We start from the raw sequence: 16,870 nt of genomic DNA, 5'->3' as shown, positions 1-16,870 counted from the left end.
ATGCGACATCGGAGAGTATTATGAATTTCTGAACGAATCCAGAACCTCTAAATAGTGCTGATTGTACATAATACCAATGATATTTCCAAAGGGATCGACCACGGAGGCATTGATGAACCTCTCTCCACGTTCTGTGGGTGCCTCGTACTCTTTCGCTCCAATAGATAGCAGCTTATTGAGAGTTGCATTTACGCCGACATCCAGTACACAACAGCACCTCCAGGACTGGCTGCTGTACTATGAGGCGCGTAGCGGCTATCGATCAGGCCCAGCTCATTCTGGTAATCGCCAAGGCGGAACGGTTTAAGGGATGGATACATCGAAGTATAACAACAGAACACCTACGAGTTACATCCCAGCACAAAGAACGTATTTGAAAATAGCTCTAACCAATGAAAGTATGCAGTTAATGATACTACTTTCTTGATCATATAACCGGTGAAACAGATGGAAAGAATCAAGAGAAGTATTATAATGGTTCACCCCAGCTGAGTAACTACATTGTCAAATTCCTCCATACTTTTTGTGAAATCCATACATTTTATACATGAACTATTTTGTAAAGGCGTTTGTTTTCTGGGCTTTTGAAGAAATTAGTACATTCTGATATACAAAAAAAATCGGCAGGTTGCCGATTTTTTTCATCATGACTTATTAGCTTTTTTGAGCTTTCAATGCTTCCCATTCTTCTTTGCTAGGACCATATACACCAGGAACTTTCAATCCAGCTTGTCTCATTAGAACAGTCAATTGTCCGCGATGATGGGCCTGATGTTGAATTAGCAGACGGTAAACAGCCTGAACAGGCATGTTCATTCCAAATAAATTCACGATTTCGTTCATTTTTTCATCTGTAACTTGTTCAGAAAATGCTCGTGTTAACCGCTCACTTACTAATTTGTATGTCTCACTGATTTCAGCAGCTGATTTCGGTGCCTCTTGTTGAAGATTAGGAACTTCGAATTTTAATCCAACCTGCGAAGGAAAGTAGTAAACTGCTCCAGTAATATGCCAAGCCAAACTTCCAATGCTGTTTAAGCCTGGGGAAACCTCCTGATTTAACGATTCATCCGTCAAAACATCCAGCACTTTTTGCGTAACAGCTGCTTCTTGTTTCCATTCGTTTAAGAAATCATTTACAGATGTAAACATTTCATTACCTCCTAAATTTTCTAACATTTCTATATTTATACAAGTATTTCAAATTCATTGTATCATATTCAGATAACGGTCTGCTTCTTACAAAGACTTAAAAAACAAAAGATCTTTTTATATATCTGAATACTCATTATCCAGGGAATCCATATTACTGCATAATTTGTGTTCAACATGTTACCTCCTTTATTTGTTGCAATTTATTGTAAATGATAAACATTTCAATTATGATCGAAGAATGGAATGCAGAAAGGATGATCTGAATGGGTATTAATCCTAATGTAGCGGAAATCGCCTCTCTTCTTGGAGAAACGTCAAGGGCAACAATGCTAACCATTTTAATGGACGGTCGTTTTCATACAGCAAGTGAATTAGCTTATATGGCTGCAATTACACCTCAAACAGCCAGCTTTCACCTTTCAAAATTAGCCGAGGGGAACCTTATTAAAGTTGAAAAATACGGGCGTCATCGGTATTATCAGCTAGCCAACAGAGAAGTGGCGCATATTTTAGAATCGTTTCTAACGATTTCTCCACCTCCTGAAATACGTTCGTTAAAACAATCCAGCCAATTGAAATTACTTCGGGATGCCAGAACTTGCTATGACCATTTAGCAGGAAGGTTAGGAGTCGATTTAACCGAATCAATGTTGAATTTGGGTTATTTGGATAAAAAAGAAAAAGAATTTGTGGTTACACCTAAAGGAGAACTGTTCTTTACTGATTTCGGCATTCATTTAAGTGAATTGAAGAGAAAGCGGCGACAATTTTCTTACGCATGTTTAGACTGGAGTGAGCGTCAACATCATCTTGCTGGCGCCTTAGGAAGGGGACTTCTTACACACTTTTTGGAAATAGGTTGGATTGTACAAGTCCCATCTATTCGGGCTGTAAAAATCACACCAAGCGGAAAATCTGGGTTTAAACAAATTTTTCATATAAGTGTTTAATGTAGCGTTCTTTCTGTTGAAGTGAACGCATTAAACGACACACACTGAAAAAATCTACCTTTTCTTCGTATTCTACGGGGGATTCTCCTTCACTGCTTATCGCTTAATCAAGGGTAATCAAAAGGCGGTGCCCCTATTTAAGCATCGCCCTCGTAATTTGTATAGAACTTCTGGAAAAGTGATAATTTTCATTGTATGAAATACACTGCTTAAAATCCTATTTACAATCTCATCAACGTGTAACGTTTAAGTCATAACTTACTAAGCGTGAAAGTGTTACGGTAAATCTACTTCAGCGACACCAAAAGCTCGTTCAAACGATCCCAGGTTTCTGTGATGCCCTGCAGCATGCCCATGTCCATAACGGTCTTAAGTGCCTCTGGAGACACATATTCAGCACTGTTGATCAGCTTCGTTTTCCCAGCCAAATCGATGAATTCCAGAGTGATTTCTGTCGAAGGCATCGAGTCATTCAAATTGCCCTCTGCATCCGAAAAGTAATCGGTGTAGATAATCTTCTCCGGCTCGATAATCTCCTTATAAACTCCTTTACCCCAGGATTCCATACCAAAAAATTGACCCTGATTTTGATCGACACACTTCATACAGTAGTGCCAAACTCCTCCTGGACGGAAATCAATGGTGCAAACAGGTATCTCCCAGCCCCTAGGTCCCCACCAGTGTTGCAGGTGCTCCGGCTCTTTAAACATTTTGAATACAAGATCGCGTGGCGCATCGAATACACGCTCCAATACCAGTACTCGTTCGTTCTCTACTCTCGAAACCAATGTGTTATTTGACATCGTTTTTCCTCCTTGAAAATGAAATGATTTAAGAATTTTCCTTGTTCTGTAATTCCTTCAAATAAGCATCTAGATTGTCGAATCTTTCTTGAATCACACGCTGAAAGGACTGTATCCAAGAATCCAGCGCTTGGAAGGGCTCGGGCCGGAGCTTGTAGATGCGGCGGTTGGCTTCTGCCTTCACTTCTACAATCCCGTTGTCGCTAAGCACTTTTAGATGCTTCGAAGTTTGGGGCTGCTTCAATCCCAACTGGTCGGCGATTTCTCCCACTGTCAGAGGGCCGTCACGTAAGAGTTCGACGATATTCATACGATTTGGTTCAGACAAAGCACTAAGCGTCGTCATGTTCTCGCCCGGAATCTTCCCTGACATGTTGTTCACCTCGTCAAATGATGGTCACCGGTAAAACCAAATTTACATCATCTTCATTATTTTCCTGTTATTGACATTATATATAACATGAATATTCCTGTCAAGGAATATTCATAAAATTTAGTCAGTAGCTGTTCAGTGCCTTCATTGGGTTGATTGAGTTATTTAAGTACCATAATCCAATTAATTCTTTAATTAACGCAATTAAGACTGACAAAACCAATATCCATAATTATTCCAGTTATATTTATCTATGGATTGTTAAACTTAATACTGAAACTGTAAATGTTATAACCGAGTATTTACCTCCTATCATTCTGTGCTTCTTATTATAAAAAAAGACGATCAATAAATTCTTTTATTTTAGAATTTATCGATCGTTTTCATTTACAATAATTTTACAATACATTTACTATTTTCCTATTTCTTTATTACCATAATCCAAACTACAATGAAATGGAATACAAATGGAGGTTTTAATAATGAATGAAGAAAAAGCGTATTTAGGAATGGTCCTTATCATGACCTATTTAAGGGATTATATTTTCTGTTTCTCTTTTCTTAGCGTATTTGTTCTTCTTTTTAACTCTCCTTACAATATACTTGAAAATGTTATTATTTGTGCAGTACTCTCTATTTTCTCCACATACAGAGAATTTGAGGAAATAAGGAATGATGAAAGTCGTTCAGATTATTAGGTCTATTGGTTGGCTTATTTGGCTTTAGCCAAGCCCCTTGCGTTAAATTTTTAAAAAAACTAGCTGTTTTTTCAAAAAAATTATGTACCTGTTTACACTTCTTCAATAATTGAATTACCCTCACTTCCTTCGGCATCAATCCATATCCATTTCTCATACAGTCTAATTTGCCCATCACCTAAGACTTCAGGCGTCGAAACACATTCTCCTCTAATTTTATTATTGGTATTAACGTGGTTATATTTAAACTCTAGGTAACCATCTTCCTTTGCCATACCAATTAGGAAACCTTTGACGATAGAACCTCCACTATACGTTGCAGTGATCATATTCCCCTCTTGCTTATATTGAAAAGTTGTTTTTAAAGAGACTTCACCGTTAGCTGTATTTTCAATTGAAGCAAATACGATTGTCATAGTTTATCATTTTTATACTCCCCCTAATATTTACTTATTTTTCTACTTACTTTTTTTCTTAAACCTTGATTATTACATTTCTTATTAACAAAATATCCAATTTCTTTATAAAGAATTAACTTTTCACTTAACATAAGTACTTCCCCCACTTCGACTGTTTTTATATTTAGAAAATCAGCCTTTTTGGTTCATAACCCCTATAAAGATATTTTTCTAAAACATACTATTGTCTCAATTTTGTGTAGTTAACAATTTGTTCACAAAAAATACCAGAATTTTTCTCAATTTACATTTATAGTTTTCTTTGGTTGCAAACCATTAATTTCCATACCAATTAATAGGTGATTGATTAAAGGAGGAAAAATCTATGTATACAATTTCTGAAATTCTAGATTTTAACAAGACTTTTGTTGATCAACACAGGTATCAAGAGTTTAAAACGACAAAATATCCAGATAAAAAACTAGTGATCCTAACTTGTATGGATACCCGTTTACTGGAATTACTTCCGAAGGCGATGGGGATAGGAAACGGTGATGCGAAAATAATCAAAAATGCTGGTGCAACTGTCTCCCACCCTTTCGGCAGTATTATGCGAAGCATTCTAGTCGCTATTTATGAATTAAAGGCTGAAGAAGTGTGTGTAATCGGACATTACGGATGTGGCATGGTGGGTCTAGAAACATCATCCATTCTTGAAAAAGCTAAACAGAATGGTATTGACGAAAGTCAGCTTGATCTACTCGCTAACGCAGGGATTGATTTGTCCAAATGGCTGACTGGTTTTCAATGTGTGGAGGATAATGTTAAAAACAGTTGCGATATTATCAAAAACCACCCGATATTCCCAAAACACATCCCTGTTCATGGGATGATCATTGACCCTGAAACAGGAAAATTAGATCTGTTGATAAACGGATATAACCCTAAAAGTGTGTACATACCAAATCTGGAAACCAGGAGCGAGTAAATATGATAGCTATTAAACAGTTAAATAGGTATAACTTAAGCCATCTTCGGAAAGATGCAGTAGCTGGGCTGATCGTTGGAATTGTAGCGATTCCTTTAGCGATGGCCTTTGCCATTGCTTCAGGGGTAAGGCCGGAATATGGACTTTATACGACCATCATTGCCGGTATTATGATTTCGCTTTTTGGAGGATCTAAATATCAGATTGCAGGACCAACTGGTGCCTTTGTCCCTGTCTTATTAGGGGTTGTTATGCAGTTTGGATATGAAAAACTGTTAATCGCCGGCTTCTTAGCTGGGATCATGATTTTGCTCATGGGTGTATTCAAATTAGGAAGGTTTATAAAGTTTATCCCCCGCCCTGTTGTGACCGGATTTACAGCAGGAATCGCTGTCATTATCTTTTCCGGCCAGATCTCTAATTTCTTAGGTCTTAGTAACCTAAAAAAAGAAGATTCATTTATTTTAAAAATGAAGGAAATTTTTGTGAATCTACACACACTAAATATCTACAGTATTTTGATAGCTGTAATCAGTTTGGCTATTGTTATATTGGCCCAAAAATATGTATCAAAAATCCCTGGATCACTGATGGGATTGATTGTATCAACTCTCGTTGCCTATTTTTTCTTTCCTAACACTGTCGCAACAATCGGATCAACTTATGGAGAAATCCCTAATAAATTACCAACCTTTGATTTTCCAGATATCACAGGGAATTTGCTGATTGAATTACTCCCAGCAGCTCTTGTTATTGCCATGCTTGGAGGAATTGAATCATTATTATCAGCCTTAGTTGCGGACAGTATGACCAACACTAAACATAACAGCAATAGAGAACTCATTGCGCAAGGATTAGCCAATATGATTGCACCATTATTTGGCGGAATTCCAGCTACAGGAGCCATCGCCCGAACAGCAACAAATATTAAAAACGGTGCAGCTTCCTCTTTCTCTGGTGTGATTCATGGGATTGTAGTATTACTAGTGCTTGTTCTGTTTGCTCCGTATGCCTCAGTCATTCCATTAGCAAGTATGGCCCCTATTCTTATGTTCGTCGCATGGAACATGAGCGAACGGAAAGAGTTTGTACAAATCTTAAAAACGAAAACCATGGACTCGAAAATATTAGTCGTTACTTTCCTATTAACTGTATTTGTTGATCTAACGACTGGAGTTGGTGGAGGCATCCTTTTAGCACTGGTAGCCTTTGTGCGGAAAATGAGTGGTACGTTGAAAGTATCAAAGGTTTTACCGGACCCGGCTGATAAACTAGTGAAACCTGAAATCGTAAATAAAGGTTCTAACTGTCCTCAAGTTCATATTTATACATTAGAAGGACCTTTATTCTTTGGATCAACTGAACGATTTGAAGAGGAACTGGAAGAAATTCTTCGCTCCAAACCGCGAGTGCTTCTATTAAGGATGAGCAAAGTTCCATTCATTGATACTTCGGGAGAGGCTCTCCTCCATAAAATCGTTAAACAATTAAAACATCATAAACAACACCTTATCATTTCTGGAATCCAGAAGCAGCCTAAAGAATTACTTTTTTCTACTGGGTTACATAAAGAAATTGGGGAAAGAAACTTTTTTGACCATACAGGGGATGCACTTAATAAAGCATTAAGCCAATTAGATACGATAAAATGCATAGGTTGTAAACAATTTGCTTTTAGCGAATGCTCCAAGTTGTCTCTCCAACCAGTGAAGGCTAAACGAACGACTCTCGGTACATCTTTAACCTAATCGCCATCTTTTTCGGGAAGATCAAGAAAACTTAATATGGCGATTATCAATCTTTCATTCGGGCTAGCTGGAAAATCAGTATGCCCGAATGAAAATAGGTCTTTCCCCCAGTTGAACGATCATTCTTCATAAGCTGAACCACTTATTTCATATAACCATTTTCTCTAAGTTGAATGGTATTATCCCTATAAATTAATAGATCCCCACCCTTAAAATGCAGTATTGTAGATTTTTGAACTTTTTATGACAATGACAAATGTAACTATTGGAAGAGGTGTTTTTATGGAATCTTATAATAGTTAAACAAAATAGTTAGATGAAATGAGGAATTTAATTGAACTTTCCACAACTGAAAATCTCGCACATGATGCCTACAGTTCCAATCCTACAAGGTGGGATGGGCGTCGGGATCTCATTAAGCAATCTAGCCTCAGCTGTAGCAAATGAAGGTGGTATTGGAATTATATCTGGCACAGGAATATCAGTTGAAGATATGCGAACACATATTAGAAAAGCTAAAAATCTCTTAAAAGGTACAGGGTATATCGGTGTCAATGTATTATTTGCTATGAATGATTTTGCGGAAAAAATGAAAGCTGCACTAGAAGAAAAAGTGGATTTCATTATTTCAGGTGCTGGAATTTCCAGAGACATGTATGCATGGGGAAAACAAGCCGGAATTCCAGTCATTTCAATAGTTTCTTCTGCTAAACTCGCGAAAATTTCTGAGCGGCTTGGAGCTGCTGCTGTTGTTGTTGAGGGATTTGAAGCTGGTGGACATTTAGGAACGGACAGGCCTCTTTTTGACATTCTTCCTGAAGTGGTCGAAGCAGTTTCCGTCCCAGTTATTGCCGCAGGTGGAATTATGACAGGGCATGATATTGCTAAAGCTCTGCAAATGGGGGCAGCTGGTGTCCAAATGGGAACAAGATTTGTTGCAAGCGAGGAATGTGATGCCCCACTTTCTTTTAAGCAAAAATATGTTGATGCCCGTAAAGAAGATACCATTTTAGTTAAAACGACCGTGGGCTTACAAGGAAGGGCTATTACCAATCATTTCACTGATTTAATCAGCAGCTCAGATAAACTTAAAATTACGAAATGCCAAAATTGCCTAAAAAACTGCTCTTATCGTTTTTGTACACTGGATTCATTGATTAAATCCGTAGAAGGTGACGTCCAAAATGGCCTTGTTTTTGCTGGTGCAAGGGTAGATGAAATCAAGGAAATTCTATCCGTCCAAAAAATCATCGAAAAACTAAAATTCGAATATCAAGAAGCAATGGCGCAATAACCTATTATTTTACACTTGTATATTTGGGGAATCGACCTGGAAATAGACTTGACGTTGGAATTTCGCATTTTTCCAAACGGTTCCCCCTTTGAATGAATTTAGAAGACTCTGCTAAACTTTAATGTTGTGAATAAAAAAAGACTGTTTAAACAGTAGACATTCATAAAAATCTAATTCACATCAGTTAGGATCAATCAAAATAAAAAATCCCAATTACTCGGTAAATGAGAAATTGGGATTTAGCATTGAACAATAGACCTCTATATAGCCATCCGTGAAGCTCAAAATTCAATACAGAAGCAACCTTATTGTTAAATTAAATTGTCCTACTATTATTCAATAATCACTGAGATTTCGCTTACTTCTTTACGCGCCATTTTCTTCGGAGTTTCTTCCGGATATCCAAGGGCGATGACCATATTAATTTCTTTCACTCTTTCGATCGCCAAATATTCACGAATTCTTTCTTGGGCAAGTAACACAGGTCCCGTCATTGGACATGTTCCTAACCCTTTTGCATACGCAGCAAGCATTAGATTTTGTGATGCTAAGCAGCTTGATTTGATTCCTTCTTCCACCCATACAGACTCTTCCACGAGTTCGATCGGATCAAATATTTTTTCCTTGAATTTCGAATTATAAGGTGTCGCTAAGCAAATGATCAATGCAGGTGCACCGGAGAAGGCGGTCGCATATGGTCCAAATGAACGGAGAAGAAGTTTCCCTTCTTTTTCAAACCCCTTTTCTTCCGCTTCCTTCGCACGCTCTCTAAGCGCATCCCATGTCATTTCTTCAATTTTTTTTATTTTTTCTCGGTTTTTTATGACGAGAAATTCCCAAGTCTGAGAATTCGTATCCGATGGAGCATAACGTGCACAATCGAGGATTTCATAAATATCCTCGTTAGATACGTCATGGTCTTTATATTTCCGAATGCTTCTTCTATTTTGGATTAACTCTTTTACTTCTAAAAAATTTGTCACAGTACTTTCCCCTTTTACGCTCTAGACATTGAATCTTATTTTCATTATGCTCTTCAGCCGTATTATTATATCATTTTTTTAAGAATGAGCCAGATATTTTAGTCCTACTTTATTTCCTACGAGCGACTATTCAGCAATTAACATATTGCAATCTTCCCCGCCATGATCGATCCTAGAAGAACCAATTATTCTCCAAACATTTATCCCACTTCATACATCCTCCTGATCCGTAACTCCTCATATTAGAATACAATGATTTAGCTATTTTATTTATACTGATTTCAAAACCTCATAGGCTTATTTTCGAAATTCTCTTTTATTTATGTGAATTGCCGCTTTCCTTTCTAATTTACATATCCACTTATAATAGCCTAATAAAATAAGAATCAGAATGGGAACAATTAGTAAGTCATACCACAACCTCCACCAGCCCAAATGGAAGTATCCGAAAGGCTTCGGAAGTAAGGCGATTGCTTCGTACATGATTACCCCTATAGTCCAACAGGCAATAGTAACAGCCTGTTTTGAAAATCTGGAATTAAACGGGAAATTATTTAGAAGCATCATATTTACAGGAGCAATTAATACTGTATGGCTAGGTATTCCTTTCCAATCTACTCCTTTGTCAAAATACCAGTAGGCACAATACTTAATTTCAACAATCCAGTCAAAAAGAAATTGAAACGCGACCGTAAATGCCCAAATGTGAACAATTTGATTGGACGTTAGCCGTTTATTCGTCTTAAAGGCAATAAAATTAAAAAAAATTATGGCAATCCAAAGTCCTATCATAAAATTTTGTCTTCCTTTAAGAAATTTATATGACTATGTAGCTTTTTTTGAATCCAACTTAACAGGTATACATTGACGGTCAATACTATGCCATAAAAAGGGACACTGTAGATAAGCTTCCATTTTTTATAGGAATAAGTTGAAAACCAAGTTTCTGCTATCCATTCTAATAAAATAAGCACACACGTTCCAAGGATAATGAAAGAAAACTTTTTCATCTTGAATAGAACAAAAAGATGCATGAAAATGGTCATGGTGGCTGGATATACGATTACTTCCAAAAGGATATCAAAAAACTCGACTTTGTTTCGATCGATCGTGTCGTACAGATCAATCGGCTTTGTTGCTAATAAATAATCACCAAAGGATGCTAAATAGAAATTGAACAAAAAAATAAAAATTTGTTCAGAAATCTTCATTTTCCCATGCTTTTTATGTAAATAGATAACAACCCCTACAGTCAAGCATGTTATAAACAAGATAAACCATTCATTTTTATCAAATGATTTCGGTTGGATTGCTTGAAAAATCTTATATAGTATTTCCTTTAAATTACTCAAGAATAATACCCTCTCGTGCTAGAATTTTTCTAAACTTCCCCATGAAATATATTGACGCAAAAATATTGATAACAATGTAAAAAGAAGCGGCGACCATAGCAAACATATAAAAACGACCTAGTTGCAGCACTCCCAAATAGTGATCCAATAAAAGTAATAATAGGTATCCAATAAACCAAAGTAAAGTCCACCCATATCGAACGATTCGTAACTTGTTTCTTTTGTACTGTGTAAGGACAAAAATGAATAACAAAGGGTACATGAATTCAAAATGAACATTGACAATAATGTACTGCAACAGTATCTCGCTTAGCTCAAAAGAAGGAAACCCTGAAGAGTAAAAATTAAACGAAAAACTATTTAAGCACAGCACAAAAAGTGTAACACTAATTAATTCAAACCAATGAAAATCAGAAATCAAGGAAATACATTTTTTTATCTCAACAATTGATATAAAAATACTAAGGATCAAAACACCAACAAGCATACTCTCCCCCCCTATTTTGATACCTGTATGTCTTTTTACTATTATTCCTATTATCTCCGGAATAGCGTTTTTATAATAACAGCAAAAAAAGATTGTCATATATTTTCATTCTTTATTTAACTTTTTTCACAAGCACGTATAAAAGATTATTTATAGTTATTTCTGTAAAAAAATAGGGATAACTCAACTTATCCATTTAAAACATCAGGCGAAACTAGCATAATGGGCCTATTTATAAGAAAAATTAAATATTAATCCTTACCTGCAATTTTTCTTCGCCTTTTTTAGACATCATCGGTTCTTTATAATGAACATAAATTAAAAATAGTTAACTTTCACTCCGTTGATTTACAAAAAAACATTGACATATGTAGACCTATAAGATCAAAACAGGTTTTCGTGCTCAAATACGAACGTTTTCGACAAATATTTTATCAACTAACGTTTACATACGGTTTCTTGTAGGTTTATGTCGAAATAACAAGAAATAAAACTGTTTAACATACAAAATCCATATAGTAATATAGTCCTTATTAGTTTTGAGGTGCCAATCATTCGAATAAACCTTAAAACTTAAATAAGGTAATTAAATTAGCAAGGAGTATTGGAACATGAGTCTGATGAAAGGTACGAGACTTAAAGAAGATATTTATACCGTTTCTGGAGTATTACTACTAAAGCGCGGGACACTTTTAACAGAGAATCATATCGACTGGTTAAATAGTCATAAGACTCAAATTAAATGGGGTTTGAGCTCAAATGAAAATTCAGAAGAAAAACCTTGGCCTTTAAATGAAGTGGTCTACAAGAATGTATATACTTCTATAAAAGGTTTACAAGAAACGATAGGAAAAAAGACACATCTTGAAGACAATGAAATTCTTGGGATAATGAGTGAATTTGATATTCTCCATCAAGAATATGTCGAAAAAGATGTTGAAATCTTAGATATAATGGAGAAATTTTCAAAGGACGAATATTTGTTCAAGCATTCGATCAATGTGGGTTTGATTGCAAGTAAAATTGGTAATTTACTGAGTTTACCAGAAGAACATCAACATATGTTGGGGAGGTTGGGATTATTTCATGATGTGGGAAAATTTAAAATTGATCCAGCCATTCTCAACAAACCAACTCGGTTAACAGATGAAGAATTCAATTTAATTAAACAACATCCTCGTCTAGGATATGATTTATTGTCTTCGACATCGTTAGATCCATTGATTTTAGAAGGGGTTCTTAAACATCACGAGAGAGAAGATGGCACAGGATACCCTGGCAGTATTAAAGGTGACAGTATTCCTTTCTTTGTAAAGATCCTTTCCGTAGCAGATTCATTTGATGCTATTTGTTCAATTCGAGTCTATAAAGAACAAAAGTCTGTCTATTATGCCATAGAAGAATTAATTAAGGATGCACAGGCAAAACGTCTTGATATGTCCATTGTGCGTCCATTTACATATTCTTTAATGAATCAATTAAAAGGGTCAAAGATTAAACTTAGAAATGGTGCACACGGTGAGATTTATGATGTTCATCCTCAACATCCAAACCAACCCATTTTAAAAATTAATGGCTTTCAACCACTAAACCTTTTCAAAGAACAATTAACCTTGCACCAAGTTGCAGATCTTTAGTTATAGTCCACTTACTTCGAATGGATCTAATATTTTTTTACATATAAATGTTTAAGCTTTTACGTTTGAAAAAATCCTCCAAGAAAACAAAATGATTTTTCACTTATCTAACACTCAATAAGGGGTAAAATTAATACCCTATTCAAAAATTAAGGCTGTTTTCACGGATCCAAATGAGCGGGATTCGGTCGGGTACGTCCACTTTATGGAGGACAACTCTCGCTTTCAGACCCAATGTAATGTTCTTCATTCACCTTATGCACAACAGCCCTCGCTTTCGAAGTAAACAAATTGACCTTCATTCAACCTATGAAGGTCAACTCTCGCTTTCAGAATCAACGAAATGCTCTTCATTCAACCTATGGAAGACAACTCTCGCTTGCGGAGTCAATGTAATGTCCTTCATCCAACCTTTGAAGGACACCCCACGCTTTCGGAGCCAACAAAATGGCCTTCATCCACTCTATCGTTGATCAATTCTAGTGTTCGTTAGAATATAAAATTCAGTATAAATTTGGGAGGATAACAGATATAATTTTCTTAGCAAGGTCCATCTAGTAACCACTTTACAGTCAATCCGCAGGATCCATCCTATCGAAAACGCTACTATCCCCAAAGGAGGATTATATGGACAAACAAATCTTTAGCGCGCGCCTTACTTTTACAAGACTGGCATTACACGATTGGGAACTAATCCACTCGATCTATTCCAACCCGAACCTTATGAAACACATCCGGGATGTGATGAGTGAGGAAGAAATCCGCCGTAACTTTGAAAACGAGCTCGCTCCGTGGAGCATCGATTCCCCCCATTGGCTAACATGGATCATCCATGAAAATTCCTTAGGTGATAATAATGTTGGGTTAATTAGCATTTGCACCCGCAACCTTGAGAAACTTACTGCGGAAGTTGGTTTTATCATACTTGAAGAATACAATGGCCAGGGGTATGCTACCGAAGCACTTAAAAGCATCATTGATTTTTCCGTAGATAATATAGGATTCAAAAAATTTATTGCTGTTTGTTCTGAAGAGCATATCGGATCACGCCGTGTTTTAGAGAAGGCTGGAATGAGTTTAGATAAAATGGTGCCTGATAGTACTCAAATCGGTGGCAAACTGGTGACTGACTGTTTTTATTCGTTGGAGATATAAACTGATCGATATCTTAAAAGTCTGTGTTACCCTATGGTCAAATGAAAAGGCATGAGTCTTCAATACCGTACTCATGCCCAGGGAACTGCCTAAAATTCGTGTCTAACTTTTTGGATTCACAGATCAGACCACAGTCCGTTTTTTTCGTACAAAATTCATAATAGGAGCTGTCGTAACCACCACTGCTAATGTCAGCTTGAAAATTTAAATATCATTTTTACTTTTAAATTCGAAAATCTCTTCAACAGCTTGCTGATACCCCCCAGATTGTTGAAAGGATTGGCTAATATCGCCAACTGCTTTTAGGAAAGACTGATTGTTCAGTATTTGTTCTGCAGTTTCACGGAGTTGTTCAGCTGTCAGGCTTTGCATATTTAATTGAATTCCTGCTCCAATATGGGAAACTCGTTGAGCAATCATCGGCTGATCTGCACTTTGCGGAATGACAATTAACGGAACCCCGTTATAGAGGCCCTCATTAGTACTATTCATTCCGCCATGTGTGATAAATAATTTCGTGTATTTTAGTAATTCGGTTTGTGGAACATAATTTTTTACAATAAAGTTTTGAGGAATCTCCCCCAAATCTGCTATTTGATTTTGTTTCCCGATCGTCATGACAACGGTATGATCGCTATTGCCAAATGCTTCAAAACAAAGCTTATAAAAGTCCATTGCCCGATTAAATACAGTACCTAGTGAAATGTAAATTGGGCTTCTGCCCTTGATTGCAGTAAGGTCGAATTCTTCTTGTGTTAAACGTGAAGAGATGGATGGACCGACAAATTTGTAACTTTGATCAAAAGTTTCTCCAAAAGGTTGAAACTCCCTAGTTGTATAAACGATTGTCATTGGTGCAGGATTACAAAATACTTCGTAAGGAGATGCGATCTCCACATCATATTTTTCCTTTATCATTGCCGTCAGTTTCTGAAATTCATCGTATATTTCTGTTGGGATGTTTTTAGAAAGTCGTTCTAACATATTTTCAAATGAGGCTTTTGTCTGCGCAAAAGAAGTACAAGAATTAATGGCCGGAAGTTTAAGGATTTGTGCAAGTAAATATCCACAACCAAACATCGAATCGTGAATGATATAATCAAAATGTTCTCCTTCAATTTGCTTCAGAACATCAGGTATAACGACATCTGCTGTACGCAAAAGACCGTTGATTCTTTCAAATAAATAATTTCTTCCACCAGAGATAAAGGCTTTTATAAATTTATCACCGTCTATTGTTCGTACGCTAGCTCCTGTCTTCTCCATACGCTCCCGAAATGCTTCTATTGTAAAGTATACAACCTCTTCTCCACGTGAAATAAGTTCTTGCACCACTCCAATAGTAGGATTGATGTGTCCCTCTGAACCAACATTAATAAATAATACACGTGCCATGATCATCACTCCTTAAATATAACGTATACTTGAATTATGTAGCTCATTGCCTATTATCCTTTCTCAACTATGGTAAAACTCCGCGGGTTCTTTTAGCAAGTGCCAACAAGTTTAATTTTCAATTAATCTAGCATCGCACAATTTGCTAAGGAGCTTCCGCCGCAACTATAACCTGGTTAGACTTTTTACCTTTTCGAAATTGAGATTTTGATTAAAAGGTGCCCATTAGGAACCGAAATGTATTGGAGGATATAGGTGATACAAGATCTGCCCCTATGTTCACATGTTTAATGGGAGTTTTTTATAAGTTTTACTATACTGTTTTACGCATAGAAAAAGTTCAAATATACCAAGGATGATGATTGGCCAAATCCCAATGGTAATAATCACTTTCCGGGTCAAAGTTAGAAAAAATGGCTTGGGGTCACTTTGAAAGGTTATGGTATAAAACATACCAAATGTAAAAATTCGGCTCCACTGGCTAACATCGTAAATCAAAATTCCCTTTTTCATTCCATATTGTTTTAATCGATTAAATAGCCGATATAATTCAATTGATTCAATAATCAGAAAGACAATCGCTGCCATAATCCAAATAAGAACAACTCCTTGTTTGCTTAATACATGGGAAACTACACACGCTAATCCAGTTATGGACAAGGCACCGTGCAAAATACAATTCGTATTATTCCAATCTGTATTAATCGTCCAAGATTCAGTTGTAACATATCTCTTAATAATAAAAAAAGTGCTAATAAGATAAAAACAGATTCCAACTGCAATTAGAACAATGTCCACTGCTGAAGGGACATTTTGATCAACTGTACTTAGTAATAAAACAATGGATTGTGTACTAACTGTTGTTAACAAAAGAATTCCATGAACGTTTTTTGAGAGGAGGTTTTGATTTAGCTCGTAAAACGCCCGCACACTTCCTCCTATATAAATCACCCATAATAAAATATTTACAGATAAAAGGATTTGGGAAATAAAAGCCCATTCCATAAATTGTTTATAAATAAGGATCCCGCAAATGGATGTCCCAGCAACCCAAGTCCCAATCCCAAAACGGTTTATCGGATGTTCATAATGGATAGTTTTAAATTTTTTATTGAAATATGACAATAAAAAAGAAAAGGAAAATAACCCCCATAGAGCTAAGATCATAATACTAAGAAACTCTCCAACTATTCCAAAGAAACGACGGAATCCGAAAAAGTTTAATAGGACACCTTGAGTCATAATCCCTAAAGCCATCACAATTGCCATCGTAGAAGTATGAATATATATTTTTTTTGAAAAAATTAAATATACGCCGCAGGCAAAGAGTACTAGGAGGATCAAAAAATATAACACGATTATCACCATAATGAAAAATTTTTTATCCGCTTATGCCTTAACATTTTTCACAATTAAAGGTTATCTTTGTCATTAAAGCAGACTTAGCATTATAA

General features: G+C 36.2%; 17 protein-coding genes and 1 pseudogene. 7 read left to right on the top strand and 11 right to left on the bottom strand.

All coding sequences use genetic code 11. The features are described from left to right. Positions 1–18: 18 nt before the first annotated feature. Together HPT25_RS28750 and HPT25_RS17440 are read right to left on the bottom strand one after the other, a co-directional pair. Positions 19–314, bottom strand: a pseudogene (locus HPT25_RS28750) (VOC family protein); the annotation flags it as partial. Between the two features lie 340 nt (positions 315–654). Next, positions 655–1,152: a DinB family protein gene (locus HPT25_RS17440; protein WP_173066920.1), complete on the bottom strand. Its 498-nt coding sequence runs from the start codon at positions 1,150–1,152 to the stop codon at positions 655–657. 266 nt (positions 1,153–1,418) lie between these two features. Here HPT25_RS17440 and HPT25_RS17435 point away from each other — a divergent pair, with 266 nt between their 5' ends. After that, positions 1,419–2,105 (top strand): ArsR/SmtB family transcription factor, encoded by a 687-nt coding sequence (locus HPT25_RS17435; protein WP_173066917.1) that lies wholly within the window; start codon positions 1,419–1,421, stop codon positions 2,103–2,105. Positions 2,106–2,392: 287 nt separating this feature from the next. Here HPT25_RS17435 and HPT25_RS17430 read toward each other — a convergent pair whose 3' ends face one another. Next, entirely contained in the window at positions 2,393–2,908 is a 516-nt protein-coding gene (locus tag HPT25_RS17430) for an SRPBCC domain-containing protein (RefSeq protein WP_173066914.1), read from the bottom strand. A 28-nt stretch (positions 2,909–2,936) separates the two neighbouring features. Then, a complete protein-coding gene (locus HPT25_RS17425; protein ID WP_173066911.1) occupies positions 2,937–3,281 on the bottom strand; it encodes an ArsR/SmtB family transcription factor in 345 nt (114 codons plus the stop codon). Between the two features lie 482 nt (positions 3,282–3,763). Between HPT25_RS17425 and HPT25_RS17420 the strand changes: the two genes are divergently transcribed. Continuing rightward, complete coding sequence (locus HPT25_RS17420; protein WP_173066908.1) at positions 3,764–3,979, top strand: hypothetical protein; 216 nt, start codon at positions 3,764–3,766, stop codon at positions 3,977–3,979. Positions 3,980–4,071: 92 nt separating this feature from the next. Here HPT25_RS17420 and HPT25_RS17415 read toward each other — a convergent pair whose 3' ends face one another. Beyond that, positions 4,072–4,395 carry an avidin-fold protein gene (locus tag HPT25_RS17415; protein WP_217269743.1) on the bottom strand — a complete coding sequence of 108 codons (324 nt, stop codon included), beginning with the start codon at positions 4,393–4,395 and terminating at the stop codon, positions 4,072–4,074. Positions 4,396–4,762: 367 nt separating this feature from the next. Here HPT25_RS17415 and HPT25_RS17410 point away from each other — a divergent pair, with 367 nt between their 5' ends. The 3 genes from HPT25_RS17410 (at position 4,763) to HPT25_RS17400 (ending at position 8,407) form a co-directional block, all read left to right on the top strand. Continuing rightward, the gene (locus HPT25_RS17410; protein ID WP_173066904.1) at positions 4,763–5,365 is read left to right on the top strand and encodes a beta-class carbonic anhydrase; all 603 of its coding nucleotides are present in this window, start codon (positions 4,763–4,765) and stop codon (positions 5,363–5,365) included. A 2-nt stretch (positions 5,366–5,367) separates the two neighbouring features. Continuing rightward, a complete protein-coding gene (locus HPT25_RS17405; protein ID WP_173066901.1) occupies positions 5,368–7,113 on the top strand; it encodes a SulP family inorganic anion transporter in 1,746 nt (581 codons plus the stop codon). A 364-nt stretch (positions 7,114–7,477) separates the two neighbouring features. Next, positions 7,478–8,407 carry an NAD(P)H-dependent flavin oxidoreductase gene (locus HPT25_RS17400; protein WP_376767981.1) on the top strand — a complete coding sequence of 310 codons (930 nt, stop codon included), beginning with the start codon at positions 7,478–7,480 and terminating at the stop codon, positions 8,405–8,407. A gap of 332 nt (positions 8,408–8,739) precedes the next feature. Here HPT25_RS17400 and HPT25_RS17395 read toward each other — a convergent pair whose 3' ends face one another. The 4 genes from HPT25_RS17395 to HPT25_RS17380 form a co-directional block, all read right to left on the bottom strand. Continuing rightward, positions 8,740–9,390: a nitroreductase family protein gene (locus tag HPT25_RS17395; protein ID WP_173066895.1), complete on the bottom strand. Its 651-nt coding sequence runs from the start codon at positions 9,388–9,390 to the stop codon at positions 8,740–8,742. Between the two features lie 297 nt (positions 9,391–9,687). Continuing rightward, complete coding sequence (locus HPT25_RS17390) at positions 9,688–10,182, bottom strand: hypothetical protein (RefSeq protein WP_173066892.1); 495 nt, start codon at positions 10,180–10,182, stop codon at positions 9,688–9,690. Further along, entirely contained in the window at positions 10,179–10,742 is a 564-nt protein-coding gene (locus HPT25_RS17385; RefSeq protein WP_173066888.1) for a hypothetical protein, read from the bottom strand. The genes HPT25_RS17390 and HPT25_RS17385 overlap by 4 nt, the downstream gene beginning before the upstream one ends. Then, positions 10,735–11,229: a hypothetical protein gene (locus HPT25_RS17380; RefSeq protein ID WP_173066885.1), complete on the bottom strand. Its 495-nt coding sequence runs from the start codon at positions 11,227–11,229 to the stop codon at positions 10,735–10,737. The genes HPT25_RS17385 and HPT25_RS17380 overlap by 8 nt, the downstream gene beginning before the upstream one ends. A gap of 611 nt (positions 11,230–11,840) precedes the next feature. Here HPT25_RS17380 and HPT25_RS17375 point away from each other — a divergent pair. Together HPT25_RS17375 and HPT25_RS17370 are read left to right on the top strand one after the other, a co-directional pair. Next, positions 11,841–12,866 carry an HD-GYP domain-containing protein gene (locus tag HPT25_RS17375; RefSeq protein WP_173066882.1) on the top strand — a complete coding sequence of 342 codons (1,026 nt, stop codon included), beginning with the start codon at positions 11,841–11,843 and terminating at the stop codon, positions 12,864–12,866. Positions 12,867–13,493: 627 nt separating this feature from the next. Continuing rightward, positions 13,494–14,021, top strand: coding sequence for a GNAT family N-acetyltransferase (locus tag HPT25_RS17370; protein WP_173066879.1), 528 nt, complete (start codon positions 13,494–13,496; stop codon positions 14,019–14,021). Between the two features lie 204 nt (positions 14,022–14,225). Here HPT25_RS17370 and HPT25_RS17365 read toward each other — a convergent pair whose 3' ends face one another. Beyond that, complete coding sequence (locus HPT25_RS17365) at positions 14,226–15,416, bottom strand: macrolide family glycosyltransferase (RefSeq protein ID WP_173066876.1); 1,191 nt, start codon at positions 15,414–15,416, stop codon at positions 14,226–14,228. 279 nt (positions 15,417–15,695) lie between these two features. Beyond that, positions 15,696–16,685, bottom strand: a complete 990-nt coding sequence (locus HPT25_RS17360) for a TDT family transporter (protein WP_246277213.1) — start codon at positions 16,683–16,685, stop codon at positions 15,696–15,698. Positions 16,686–16,870 lie beyond the last annotated feature (185 nt).

Source organism: Neobacillus endophyticus (genome assembly GCF_013248975.1).
Taxonomy (GTDB): Bacteria; Bacillota; Bacilli; order Bacillales; family Cytobacillaceae; genus Neobacillus; species Neobacillus endophyticus.
Note: the sequence above shows the minus strand (reverse complement) of the source record. Positions and strands in the feature narration are given on the sequence as shown.